This is a genomic window from Frankia sp. RB5, assembly GCF_059816245.1.
Genome location: NZ_JCBATA010000009.1, coordinates 73,253 through 85,329 on the forward strand (window position 1 = coordinate 73,253; position 12,077 = coordinate 85,329).

10 protein-coding genes are annotated in these 12,077 nt (G+C 73.7%); 1 reads left to right on the forward strand and 9 read right to left on the reverse strand.

Annotated elements, in window-relative coordinates; all coding sequences use genetic code 11:
• From AC6EXY_RS06630 to AC6EXY_RS06660, 7 genes are all read right to left on the reverse strand, one after another.
• The gene (locus tag AC6EXY_RS06630) at positions 1-387 is read right to left on the reverse strand and encodes a TIGR03618 family F420-dependent PPOX class oxidoreductase (RefSeq protein WP_101831755.1); all 387 of its coding nucleotides are present in this window, start codon (positions 385-387) and stop codon (positions 1-3) included.
• Positions 380-1,453 (reverse strand): LLM class flavin-dependent oxidoreductase, encoded by a 1,074-nt coding sequence (locus tag AC6EXY_RS06635; protein WP_101831756.1) that lies wholly within the window; start codon positions 1,451-1,453, stop codon positions 380-382. The genes AC6EXY_RS06630 and AC6EXY_RS06635 overlap by 8 nt, the downstream gene beginning before the upstream one ends.
• A gap of 13 nt (positions 1,454-1,466) precedes the next feature.
• Positions 1,467-3,368 (reverse strand): dipeptide ABC transporter ATP-binding protein, encoded by a 1,902-nt coding sequence (locus AC6EXY_RS06640; protein WP_499816847.1) that lies wholly within the window; start codon positions 3,366-3,368, stop codon positions 1,467-1,469.
• Complete coding sequence (locus AC6EXY_RS06645; RefSeq protein ID WP_101831758.1) at positions 3,365-4,294, reverse strand: ABC transporter permease; 930 nt, start codon at positions 4,292-4,294, stop codon at positions 3,365-3,367. Before AC6EXY_RS06645 ends, AC6EXY_RS06640 begins: the two co-directional genes overlap by 4 nt.
• The gene (locus tag AC6EXY_RS06650; protein ID WP_499816846.1) at positions 4,291-5,361 is read right to left on the reverse strand and encodes an ABC transporter permease; all 1,071 of its coding nucleotides are present in this window, start codon (positions 5,359-5,361) and stop codon (positions 4,291-4,293) included. The genes AC6EXY_RS06645 and AC6EXY_RS06650 overlap by 4 nt, the downstream gene beginning before the upstream one ends.
• Entirely contained in the window at positions 5,354-6,946 is a 1,593-nt protein-coding gene (locus AC6EXY_RS06655; protein ID WP_165818417.1) for an ABC transporter substrate-binding protein, read from the reverse strand. Before AC6EXY_RS06655 ends, AC6EXY_RS06650 begins: the two co-directional genes overlap by 8 nt.
• A 313-nt stretch (positions 6,947-7,259) precedes the next feature.
• Entirely contained in the window at positions 7,260-8,738 is a 1,479-nt protein-coding gene (locus AC6EXY_RS06660; RefSeq protein WP_101832282.1) for an MFS transporter, read from the reverse strand.
• 156 nt (positions 8,739-8,894) lie between these two features.
• Between AC6EXY_RS06660 and AC6EXY_RS06665 the strand changes: the two genes are divergently transcribed.
• On the forward strand, positions 8,895-9,341 hold the full coding sequence (locus AC6EXY_RS06665) for a MarR family winged helix-turn-helix transcriptional regulator (protein WP_165818418.1): 447 nt from the start codon (positions 8,895-8,897) through the stop codon (positions 9,339-9,341).
• A 128-nt stretch (positions 9,342-9,469) separates the two neighbouring features.
• On the opposite strand, the gene AC6EXY_RS06670 is transcribed toward AC6EXY_RS06665, so the two are convergent.
• Positions 9,470-10,993 carry an FAD-dependent oxidoreductase gene (locus AC6EXY_RS06670; protein WP_101832284.1) on the reverse strand — a complete coding sequence of 508 codons (1,524 nt, stop codon included), beginning with the start codon at positions 10,991-10,993 and terminating at the stop codon, positions 9,470-9,472.
• Positions 10,990-12,072: an FAD-dependent oxidoreductase gene (locus AC6EXY_RS06675; protein WP_101832285.1), complete on the reverse strand. Its 1,083-nt coding sequence runs from the start codon at positions 12,070-12,072 to the stop codon at positions 10,990-10,992. The genes AC6EXY_RS06670 and AC6EXY_RS06675 overlap by 4 nt, the downstream gene beginning before the upstream one ends.
• Positions 12,073-12,077 lie beyond the last annotated feature (5 nt).

A 12,077-nucleotide genomic window follows, 5' to 3' on the forward strand; every position in this document is an offset into this window, starting at 1 on the left:
TCAGTCCTTTCGATGGATGCGGTCGGCCCGCAGGCGCAGCAGGACGCGTTCGCCGTCGGCGGGGCGCAGCGTGGGGCTGCCCGTCCACTTGGTGAACGTGATGTGGGCCAGGTCGATCGCGGGCGGGCCGGTCTCGGTGGCGACGACGCGGCCGCGGACCTCGATGTAGCGGCGGGGGTTGGCGGCGTCGTGCAGGAGGATGGTGACGCGCGGGTCGGCGAGGATGTTGCGGTACTTCTGGCGGCTGGTCTGGGTGCCGACGAGGATGTGCTCGTCGTCGGCGTGCTGCCAGACGATGCTGGTCTGCGGCTCGCCGCCGGGCATCAGCGTGGTGAGATAGCCGAGGTTGCGGCCGGCGGCGAGCTCACGCACGTCCGGGTCAAGCACGCGACGCCACCGGGTCGGCCGGGGGTCGCGCGGCAGTGGCGCCGAGGGAGGCGACCTGCGGGAGGACGTCGGAGGCGAGCAGCTCGGTGGCGGCGCGGACCTCGTCAGCGGGGATGCCGCCGATGTCGATGGCGAGCAGGTGCAGGTCGTGGCCCCACAGGCCGTGCAGGGCGCCGAGGCGGTCGACGACCTCGGCGGGGCTGCCGCAGATCGCCGGGCCGTCGGGACCGATGTACTCGTCGAAGTCGAACGGGCGCGGCGAGCCGCCGTGCGAGGGGAGCCGGGCCGACAGGTAGCTGGTGATGTACTGCGACCAGGTGGCGCGGGCCGCCTGGGACGTGGGGGCGACGAACACGTGGCTCGCGGCGCCGAGCCGCCCGGAGGGTCCGGGGCGACCGGCGAGGGACCATTCGCGGCGGTAGGCGTCAAACACGTCGACGAAGTCAACGGGTGGGCGCGCGGTGGTCCCGGCGATCAGCGGCAGGCCGTGGTCGACGGCGAGGCGGACCGACCCCGAGCCGACCCCGGCGCTGATCCACAGCGGCGGGGCGGCCTGGGCGGGGCGGGGCTGCACCCGCACGTCGTCCAGCGGCGGTCGGAACCGGCCCTGCCACGTCACCCGGTCCTCGGTCCACAACCGCAGCAGCAGTTCGACGGCCTCGCGCTTGCGCGCCGCCTTCACCTGCGGGTCGTGTCCGAACACCGTCCACGGGTCGGGGAAGAACGACGCGCCGGCGACGAGCTCGAGGCGGCCGTCGCTGAGCAGGTCCACGAGGGCATAGTCCTCGGCGACAAGCACCGGGTCACGGTTCGCCACCAGTGTGGTGCCGGTGGCGAGCCGGATGGTGCTGGTGTGTTCGGCGATGGCGGCGAGCACGACGGCCGGCGACGGGATCACGTCACGCTCTCCGAAGTGGTGCTCGCCGACGGCGTACCAGGCGTAACCGAACTCCTCGGCGTCCGCCGCGGCGCGCACGACGTCGCGCAGCCGCTGGCGCTGGCTCAACGCGACGCCGGTACGCGGGTCCGGCAGGAGACTGCCGAAACTGATCAGCCCAAGATCCATGATCGTGTCCTCATCATCGGGTGCCGGGGATCGCGGCCAGCAGGGTGCGGGTGTAGTCGTCGCGGGGATCGGCGAACAGCCGCTCGGTGTCGGCGAACTCGACGAGCCGGCCACGGTGGAGCACCGCGACCTGGTCGGCGAGCTCCCGCACGACGGCGAGGTCGTGCGAGATGAACAGATAGGTCAGCCCGTGGGAGTCCCGCAGCTCCCGCAGCAGCCGCAGGATCTGGGCCTGCACGGTCACGTCGAGCGCGGAGACCGGTTCGTCGCAGACGAGCAGTCGCGGGGTCAGCGCGAGGGCGCGGGCGATCGCGACGCGTTGACGCTGCCCACCGGACAGCTCCGCCGCCCTGCGCCGGGCGACGGCCGCGGGAAGCGCGACGTCGGCCAGCAGGTCCGCGACCCGCGCCGGCCGTTCGGCGCGCCCGAGGATCCCGAAGTTGCGCAGCGGCTCGGCGACGATCTCCTCGACGGTGAATCGCGGGTTCAACGAGCTGTAGGGATTCTGGTAGATGAGCTGGACGTTGCGGTGCAGGGCGCGCAGCCGGGCGCCGGACAGCCCGGTGACCTCCTGGTCGCCGATCCGCACGGTGCCGGCGGTGGGCCGGACGAGGCCCAGCACCAGCCGGGCGATGCTGCTCTTGCCCGAGCCGGACTCGCCGACGAGCCCCATCGTCGTACCCGCCGGGATCGTGAAACTGACGTCGTCGACCGCCGCCGTACGCGGACCGCGCCCCGGGTACACCAGCCGCAGCCCCTCGGCGACCAGCAACGGCGGCGGCGCGACCAGCGAGGCCGGGACGGGCAGGTCCGGGGCCGACGCGTTCGGATCCGCTGTCCGCGCACGTTGCGACGTCGCGAACGCCGCGGGTCGGCGTCGGGTGGTCGCGGAGGGGGGACTGTCCGCGGGCTCGCTGGGCTCGCTGGGTTCGTGGGGCTCACCGGATCCGACGGGCTGGCCGGCGGCTCGGCAGATCAGGGCGCGCCCGGGGATGTCGGCGAGAAGCTGACGGGTGTAGGGCTCGCGGGGGTCGGTGAGCACCCGCTCGGTGGGTCCGGCCTCGACGACCCGGCCGCCGGACATCACCACGACGTGGTCGGCGCGGTCGCCGACGACGAGCAGGTCGTGGGTGACCAGCAGGATGGTCGTGCCGGCGGCGGCCAGGGTGTCGAGGTGGTCGAGGATGCGGCGGGCCACGGTGACGTCGAGCGCGGACGTCGGCTCGTCGGCCACCAGCAGCTCAGGGCCCGCGGCCGTGGCCATCGCGATCAGCACCCGCTGGCGCAGACCGCCGGAGAGCTCGTGCGGGTACTGCCGGAAGCGGGTCGAGGCGTCGGGGATCCCGGCGTTGGTGAGCAACCGGATGGCCTGGTCCCGGGCCGCGGCGCGGGGCAGCCGCCGGTGGGCACGCAGGACGTCGGTGACGTGCCGGCCGATCGTGCACACCGGGTCGAGGCTGACTCCCGGGTCCTGCGGGATCAGTCCGACGCGGGCGCCGCGGACCTCCCGCCAGGCCCGTTCCGGCAGGCCTGCGAGGTCCCGTCCGGCCAGGTCGATGCTGCCCGCGTCGACCTGGCCGCCCTCGGGCAGCAGGCCGATCAGCGCATGTGCCAGCGTCGTCTTGCCCGAGCCGGACTCGCCGACGACCGCCGTGATCCGCCCGACCGGCACGTCGAGGTCGACGCCGTCGAGCGCGATCGCGCGCCCACCGGACTCGGCCCGGTAGGTCACCCGCAACCCGCGTACCCGCAGCAGCGGGCGGCCCGCACCGGGTGAGGCGGTCGCGTCAGGCGACGTGGCCGTGTGGGGCGAGGCGGCCGCGTGGGGCGAGGCGGCTGCGTGGGGAGAGGTGGCCACGTGGGGGAGGGCGGCCGAGGAGGGCTGGGCCGGATCCTGGTGGGCCGCGACGCTCATGGCCGGCTCCGTTCGTTCTCGCGGACCCGGGACAGCCGGTTCGCGGCGAGTACGACGACCGCGATGGTCAGGCCTGGCATCGCCGTCAGCCACCAGGCGGTGGCCAGGTAGTCGCGGCCGCCGGCGACCAGCGCTCCCCATTCCGGCGCGGGCGGCGGCGGCCCATAGCCGAGGAAGCTCAACGCGGACACGGCGAGGACGACCAACCCGAAGTCCAGTGCGGCGAGCGCGAGCACGGGGCCGACAGACGCCGGCGCGACGTACCGCGCGAGGATCCGCCACCAGCGGGCCCCGCAGAGGGTGGCCGCTTCGACGAACGGCGCGGTGCGCACCCGCAGGACCTCGGCGCGGGTCAGGCGGGCGAAACTCGCCACGCTGGTGAGCGCCACCGCGATCGCGACGTTCACTGTGCCGAATCCGAGCGCGCTGATGATGAGCAGGGACAGCAGCACCGGCGGGATGGACAGGGTGACGTCCACGATCCGCATGATCGCGAGGTCCACCCACCGGCCGAGGTAGCCGGCGAGCAGACCGAGCAGCACGCCAGCGCCGAGGGCGACGCCAGTGGCGGCCAGCGCGGTGCGCAGCGACAGCGACGCGCCGTGGACGACCCGGGCGTAGACGTCCCGGCCGAGCTGATCGGTGCCGAACAGATGGTGCTCGCTCGGCGCTCGCAGCCGGTGCGCGCCGTCCCCGGTGTTCGGGGACTGGTGGGAGAACCAGCCGGGGACGATCATCCAGCCGAGTACCACGAGCAGCGCGAGGGCGGACAGCACGACGCCGGGATGCCTGGCGGCGTACCGGGCCGCCCGGCGCACGGCCCCCATCCGCCCGGCCTCGGCGGTGCTGGGTGCGGCCTCGGTGCTGGACGCGGCCTCGGTGGTGGGTGCGGCCTCGGTGGTGGGTGCGGAGTCGACGGCGCTCATCCGGCTTCACCCTCCTGGGCCGCCGCCACGAGAGCGCCGCCCCGTAGCCGCGGGTCGAGCACGGGGTAGAGCAGGTCGACGGTGAGGTTCGTGATGGCGTAGCCGACCGCGGCGACGACGACGACGCCCTGCACCACCGACAGGTCCTGCGCGCCGACCGCGGCCTGGACGATCAGCCCCATGCCGGGGCGGGAGAACACCGTCTCGACGACGACGGCGCCGCCGATGAGGTTGCCGACGAGCAGGCCGAGCACGGTCAGCGTCGGCAGGGCGGCGTGCCGCAGCCCGTGGCCGACGAGCAGGCGGCCGGGGCCGATCCCGGCGGCCCGCATCGTGTCCGCCCACGGGCGGTGCAGACTGTCGTGCAGGCTGCGGCCGACCACCTGGGCGACGAGGGCGGCGCCGGGCAGCGCCAGCGTGCAGGCGGGCAGGACCAGCTCGCGCGGGCCGCCGCCGGCAAGGGTGGGGAACAGGTGCCAGCGGAACGACAACAGCTGCAGCAGCATCAGCCCGACCCAGAACGAGGGCAGCGAGATGCCGGCGGCCGGCACCGAACGCAGGACCTGGCGCAGGAACGCGGCCGGGGCGAGGTTCGCCAGCAGGCCCACGGCGCAGCCGAGGACGAGGGCGATGAGCAGCGCGGTGGCGCCGAGCCGCAGCGTCGACGGCAACGCCTCGGTGATCACCGAGGAGACCGATCGGCCGGTCTGGATCGACGATCCGAAGTCGCCATGCGCCGCGTCGGCCAGGGCGTGCAGGTACTGCACGACCAGCGGCCGGTCGAAGCCGAGGTCGGCGCGGGCCTGGGCGATCTGTTCCGGGGTCGGGGTGGAGAAGCCGTTGCTGCCGGTCAGCATCAGGGCCACCGGGTCGCCGGGCAGGACGCGGACGGCGAGGAACGTGACCGTGAACGCGGCCCAGACCACGGCCACCGCCTGCGGCACCCGGCGCAGCGCGACCCGGCCCAGCAGGTGCGCGCCCGCGCCCACCCCGCCCCGCGACCCGGGCCCGCCCCGCGGCGGCAACCGCCGCCATGACGACGGCCGCTGCCCGGCCGGCTCACCCAAGGGATGCCTCGTGCAGGTCAAGCTGGGTGGAGGCGGTCAGCCGCAGGCCGCGCACCTTCGTCGACACGCCGTGGACGACGGAGCCCTCGTAGAGCGGCACGGTGTCGGCGTGGTCGAGGATCCAGGTGACCGCGTTCGTGACGGCGGTGCGCCGGTCCGCCGGGTTGGTCGCGGCGGCCTGGGCGTCGAGGTAGCCGTCCAGTGGGCTGGGTGTCAGGTGCCACAGGTTCGCGCCCCGGGTGGAGAAGATGTTGCGCAGCACGTCCGGGTCGGCGCGGGTGACGGCGACGGCGGTGAGGTCGAACTGGCCGGCGCTCTGCCGCGCGACGTACTGGGCCGGCGGTACCGCGTCGAGCTGGAGGTCGACGCCGCGCTTGCGCAGCTGCGCCTGGACCGCCTCGTCCGCCGGCGGCATCGGGGCCGGGATCAGCCAGGTGAGCGAGAGCCGCCGGCCGCCGTTGGTCCGGATGCCGTCCGCGCCGGGGACCCAGCCGGCCTCGGTGAGCAGCCGGTCGGCCTGCGCGGGGTCGAAGCGCAGCTTGTCGGCCAGGTTCACGTAGTCGGGGGTGGTGGAGGCGAGGACGCTGGTCGCGGGCCGGTAGTTCGCGTTGAAGACGGTGGAGACCAGCGCGGCGCGGTCGACGCCGATCAGCAGCGCCCGGCGGACCTTCTCATCGGCGAGGATGCCGCGGTGGTTCAGCGACAGGGGCGGCACCAGCCCGGGCGCGGCGGCGAGCAACAGCCTGGCCGACCCGCCGTCGGTGAACTGGGCCTGGTCGCTGGGCTGGATGGCCTCACCGACGTCGGCCTGCCCGGACCGCAGCGCACCGGTGCGCGCGCCGTCCTCGGCGACGAAGGTGAAGGCCACCGTGTCGAGGTGGGCCTGGCCCTTGTTCACCGCCCGCGAGGACGGCCAGCCGTACCCGGCACGCTTCGTGATCGTGGCGGAGCGGTTCGGGGTGTAGTTCTTCAGCACGAACGGTCCCGACCCGATGATCTGGCCGCGGCAGCGCGCGGCCAGGGGCTTGCTCGCGGTGGCCACCGACAGGATGCCGAAGCCGGTCGTCGAGGTCGCCTGCAGGAACTGGGCGTTCGGCTGGGTGAAGCCGACGGTGACGTGGGTGGCGTCGGTGACCGTGGTGCCGGTGTAGCCCTTGATGTACGCCGGGGCGCCGTTGGGCGGGAGCTTGGACAGGCGGTCGAAGCTCGCCTTGACCGCCTGCCCGTCGACCGGGGTGCCGTCGCTGAAGGTCGCGCCGGAGCGCAGGGTGAAGGTGAACTTTCTGGCGTCGGGGCTGATGGTCCAGGACTGGGCGAGCCAGGGGACGATCGCGCCCGTCTTCGGGTCCTGGTCGGTCAGGGAGTCGACCAGGCCGCGGGTGATGTCCAGGGTCTGCAGCTGGCCGGTCTGCTGCGGGTCGAGGCAGCCGGGGTCGGCGTCGGCGGCGATCCGCAGGGTGCCACCGGGCTGGCCGGCGCCGGTGGCGTCACCGTCGGAGGAGCTGCCACAGGAGGTGAGCGCGAGCAGTGCGGCGACAGCGGCGACCGGCAGCACAGGGATGAGTCGGTGCCGACGTGCGGGCATTGAAGACCTCATTTTCGGTCGAAAAGGTGAAGAAATGCCCACAGCGCCCTGCCAGCGGACGATCTCGAGGGCCGGGCGACGGAGCAGCGGAGTGGTGGCGCTAGCTCGCCGTCCGACAGAGCGCCGCGCACAGTCGGCACAGGTCGACATGGCGGCGGGCGACGAGCGGGACGGGCCGCCGCAGAGGCATGACCACCACTCCCCCCGTCGCCGTGCGTCACTCCAGAGTGTGCCTACGGCGTATTAGTTAGTAGTGCCGACCTTTCGCGACACCCACAAGTTAGTCCGCTTCGCCCACCATCGTCAATCCCAATTATCCAGGTCGGGATGGGTGCGGCTCGGGCTCGGCCGGCCGCCGGGCCAACAGCCGCAACGCCCCGAGGGCGGTGGCCGCGCTCAGCCCGGCCGCGACCCGCAACGCGATGTGATACCCGTGTACGGTCGCGGTGGCGCCAGGGCCGTGGGTGTGGTTCGTGACGGTGGTCGCGACGGTCACCAGGATGGCCAGGCCGAGCGCGCCGCCGATCTGGCGGCCCATGTTGAGCAGCCCGGAGGCCAGGCCAGCCTCGGTCGGCGCGACCCCGCTGGTCGCGAGCACCGTGACCGGCAGGACGACGAGGCTCATCCCGACGCCGAGCACGATCGTCGGCCCCAGCACATGGGTGAGGTAGGCCGGGCTCGCGGGCAGCCAGGACAGCCAGACCAGCCCGGACGCGGTGCACAGCGAGCCGAGTACCAGCAGCGGCACGGGCCGCAGCAGCGGCATCAGTCGACGCGCGGCGAACGTGCCGACGACCAGTACGAGCGTCCACGGAACCAGCGACAGGCCGGTGCGCAGCGGACTGTAGCCGAGCAGCTGCTGCTGGTAGACGGACAGGAAGAAGATCGTCGAGGTCATCAGTGCGCCGAGCGCGGCCGTGATCAGGTTCGCCAGTCGCAGGTTGTGATGGCGGTAGATGCTCGGCGGGATCAACGGCTGCGCCACCCGCGTCTCGACCAGCACGAACACACCCAGCAGCACCGCCGTGCCGACGAGGGAGGCGACGACCTCCGCCGAGCCCCAGCCGCTCTGGGTCGCCCGCGAGATGCCGAACACCAGCGCGGCGACCGCGGCGGTGATGAGGACGGCGCCGGGAAGGTCGAGGCGCCGCTCCCGACTGGGCGCGGAGGTGGCGAGCAGTCGGACGGTGGCCAGGTAGAGCGCCAACCCGATAGGAACGTTGACGAACAGCACCCACCGCCAGCTCAGCCCGTCGGTGAGGACGCCGCCGAGGATCATCCCGGCGGCCCCGGCGCTGGACGCGGCCGCGCTCCAGACGCTCAGAGCCCTGGTGCGGTCCGCCGGTTCGTGGTGGCTGGCGGTGATCAGGCTGAGGCTCGCCGGGGCGAGCGCGGCCGCGCCGAGCCCCTGCACCGCCCGTGCGGCCAGCAGCGTCGCGCCGTTGCCCGCGAGGCCCCCGGCGAGGCTCGCGAGGCTGAACACGACCAGTCCGGCCTGGAACACCAGGCGCCGGCCGAGCAGGTCGCTCGCCCGGGCGGCCAGCAGCAGGAAGCCGCCGAAGGTCACCAGGTAGGCGGTGACCACCCACTGCTGCCCGGCGACCGAGAGGTCCAGCGCCCGGCGCATGTCCGGCAGCGCGACGTTCACGATCGTGGTGTCCAGCACCACCATGAACTGCGCGGTGCAGGCGATCGCGACCACCGCGCCCAGCGGCACCCCTGCTCGGCGCACCCCGTCACTCGCAGTGGCGGCCGGTGCCCCCACCGCGGCGGCGGCCGGCTCGGCGCTCATGAGGACTCTCCCGCCGGCTCGGCCGTTCGCGTCCTGACGCCTGTCCACATTTTGATACGCATCACATATAGTAGGTATCACAAACCATCGTCCATGGCCACACCGCCCGAGGGCGATAAGGTGGCCTTTCACGCGAGGAGAAGGTGGGATCCCACGGTGAGCGGCGTGTTCACGACACCGGTGGCCTTGGTACGGCTGTCCTACCTGGTCAATGCGATCTACGCGGATGTCTGTGCCACGCATGGCCTGTCCGTCCCGCAGGCCCAGCTGATGTGCGTACTGAAGGATTCGCCTCGCGGCATGGGTGAGATCAGCGCGATGCTGCGGCTGGACAAGTCGAGCGTCACCGGCCTGGTCGAGCGGGTGGAGCGGCGCGACTACCTTCGCCGCTCCATGTCGGCGACGGACCGCCGCGCCATCACCGTCAGCCTCACCCCCGCCGGCAAGGCCCTCACCGACACCTTCTACGAGGAGATCAGCCAGCGGCTGACCGACCTCGCCACCAGCATGCCCACCGACGACCGCGACCACCTGAACCGCATCGCCACCCACCTCGTCCTCACCGAGGACGTCCCCGCCGTCTTCGGCCCCGTCGCCTCGTAGCGGTCGCCTCGTAGCGCGCGTCGCAGCCGCGCCGGGCCGATCACGCTCTCCACCCTCGTGGACCGCGCACGCGCCCACGGCCGTGCGCGCTCCGCGGGCCGTCTCGCGCCCCTGGACGGCGGCGGCCCTCAGCCGGTGCTGGCCAGCGTGCCGGGAGTCGTGGGCTCGCCGAGCCAGGGGCGTAGGCCCGTCTCGAGCTTCGCTGCCGTCGGGGCGCTGGCTGCCCAGGCGGCGTAGCCATCGGGGCGGACGAGCAGGGCGAGGTCGGGATCGCCCCCGTCCGACCGGTGGGAGACGGTGAGGCGATCGGCCCAGTCGCCCGGGACGTCGAACGCGGTTCCCGGTGGGAGGATGAGGACGAATCCGCCACCGCGCAGCGCCTCGTAGAGCCGACCGACGTCCAGGGGGAGGTCGGGGACACGGCGGCCGGTGCGGCGGTGGGCGCCGCGCGGCGCGGGATAGGCGTAGCCGATGCCGGTGATCTCGCCGATCGCCGCGCGGCTCACCGCGGGCACGTGCCGCACGACGGCCTTGCGGACCGTGCGCAGCGCGACCTCGGCCGGGCCGCGGGCCATCGCGAGGCGCAGGTTGAGCCCGCTGCTGCGCAGCACCGCCCGGCCGACGGGGTGCCGCTCGTCGTGGTAGGTGTCCAGAAGGGCGTCGGGCGCCCAGCCGCGCGTGATGGCCGCCAGTTTCCAGCCGAGATTTACCGCGTCCTGCAGTCCGGTGTTCATGCCCTGGCCGCCGGCCGGCGAGTGCTGGTGCGCGGCGTCGCCGGCGAGCAGCACCCGGCCGACGCGGTAGCGTGGCACTTGGCGCTCGTCGCTGGAGTAGCGGCCGAGCCAGCGCGGGCTGTGCATGCCGTAGTCGTCGCCGAAGGCGCGCTCAATGATGGACCGTAGTTCCTCGAACTCGACCGGGGCGGTGTCGGGCACGTCGCGGCGGGACCGTTCCCAGCCGCCGAAGCGCCAGTATCCGTCGCCGAACGGCGCGAGGAAGCCGAACGCCTCCCCATCGCCGCGCACCTGCACGGCCAGGCGCGGCTCGGCGGTGACCAGCACGTCGGCGAGGACCACCGAGCTGATCACGGGCCGGCCGGGGAAGGGCAGCCCGATCGCGGCGCGCACGGTGCTGCGCACCCCGTCGGCGCCGACGAGGTAGTCGGCGCGCAGCGTCGAGGCCGTGGCGCCCTGGCGCAGTGACGCCGTGACGCCCTCGGCGTCCTGGGCGAGGCCGACGAGCTCGGTGCCGCGGCGGAATCGGACACCGTGCCGCTCGGCGCGCCGCAGCAGGAGCTTCTCCACCTCGTACTGCGGGGTGACCAGCAGCAGGGGATAGTGCGACGGCAGCCGGGTGATGTCGAACGGCACGGTGCCGAACAGCCGCAGCTCGCCGATCGCCTGCCCGGTGCCCACCAGCTCCTCGGCGAGGCCGCGGGCGTCCAGCAACTCGAGCGTGCGGGCGTGCACGCCGAAGGCTCTGGTCAGGTTGCTCTGGCTGGCCGGGCGCCGCTCGACGACGGTCACCGCCACCCCGGCCGCGGCGAGGTCACCGGCGAGCAGCAGGCCCGTCGGGCCCGCCCCGACCACCACGACGCTCGCCGACCCGGCCGGGCCCGCGGGCCCGGCCGCCGGCGCTGCTTCGCTGGTCATCGGAGATTCAGCAGTTCCAGGTAGGACTCGATGCGCATGGTCGTTCCCTTGATCTGGGAGGTCTGCTCGGCGCCGAGGACACCCACCGACGGGGCGTAGGAGGCGCCGGCGGCCGGCCCGAGGGGCAGCGAGATGCCCGGCGGGCCGGGCTCGTAGTCGACGAACGTGTCGCCGCCGCCGAGCAGGACGCGGATGTTCGTCGCGGCGACGCCGGCGTGCTGCTCGGCGGCCTTGGCCATCTTCGGCTCGGCGATATCGGTGATGTCACCGATGGCGAAGACATGGCGGTATCCCGGCAGGTGCAGGGCCGGGGTCACCCGCAGCTGGCCGCCTGGGGTGCGGTGGGCGGCGAGCTCGGGGGCGAGGTAGTCGGTGGTCGGCGTGACGCCGTAGCAGCGGAACCAGATGTCCGCGTCCACCCGCGCGCCGCCGGTGGTGGTGGCGGTGAAGGTCTTGGCGGTGCCCGGGTCGGAGGGCGGGGGCTCGCTCAGCGAGTCGCCGAGCAGCAGGGTGACGCCGAGGGCGACGAGCTGGGCGCGGACCTCGGCGCGCAGCTCGTCCGGCAGGCCGGTGCCGGCGAGCAGGTCGCCTGCCGGGTCGACGACCGTGACGGTCTTGTCCGGCCAGGCGGCGCTGATCTCGCCGGCGAGTTCCAGCCCGGCGGGCCCGGCGCCCAGCACGAGCACGTTCGCCGAGCCGGCCAGGGCCTCGTGGGTGGCCCGGATGCGGTCCCGGGCGAGGCGGCTGTCGTGCACGTCGACCTTGGCGGGGAACGGGTAGGTCGAACCGGTCGCGAGCAGGAGGTAGTCGGCCGCGATCCGGTCACCGGACGCGAGGGTGACGCCATGGGGGTCGACGCCGACGGCGCGGTCGCGCACCACCCGGCCGCGGGCGAGCAGCCGGTCGTACGGCAGGAACAGCCGCTCGAGCCAGCTCGGATCGACCAGGCCGCGCAGGGCGGCCACGTTGTGCACGAAGGTGTCGCGGGGCTCGACGAGGAGGACGTCGGCGACGTCGTCCAGGGCCTTCGCGGCGGTGATGCCGCCGTAACCGCCGCCGACGACTGCCACGGTGCTCATGCGAC

Bases quoted from the DNA above. Each gene is read 5' to 3' on its own strand.
- AC6EXY_RS06635 (WP_101831756.1), bottom strand. From the start codon at position 1,453: ATGGATCTTGGGCTGATCAGTTTCGGCAGTCTCCTGCCGGACCCGCGT.
- AC6EXY_RS06640 (WP_499816847.1), bottom strand. From the start codon at position 3,368: ATGAGCGTCGCGGCCCACCAGGATCCGGCCCAGCCCTCCTCGGCCGCC.
- AC6EXY_RS06645 (WP_101831758.1), bottom strand. From the start codon at position 4,294: ATGAGCGCCGTCGACTCCGCACCCACCACCGAGGCCGCACCCACCACC.
- AC6EXY_RS06655 (WP_165818417.1), bottom strand. From the start codon at position 6,946: ATGCCCGCACGTCGGCACCGACTCATCCCTGTGCTGCCGGTCGCCGCT.
- AC6EXY_RS06660 (WP_101832282.1), bottom strand. From the start codon at position 8,738: ATGAGCGCCGAGCCGGCCGCCGCCGCGGTGGGGGCACCGGCCGCCACT.
- AC6EXY_RS06670 (WP_101832284.1), bottom strand. From the start codon at position 10,993: ATGACCAGCGAAGCAGCGCCGGCGGCCGGGCCCGCGGGCCCGGCCGGG.
- AC6EXY_RS06675 (WP_101832285.1), bottom strand. From the start codon at position 12,072: ATGAGCACCGTGGCAGTCGTCGGCGGCGGTTACGGCGGCATCACCGCC.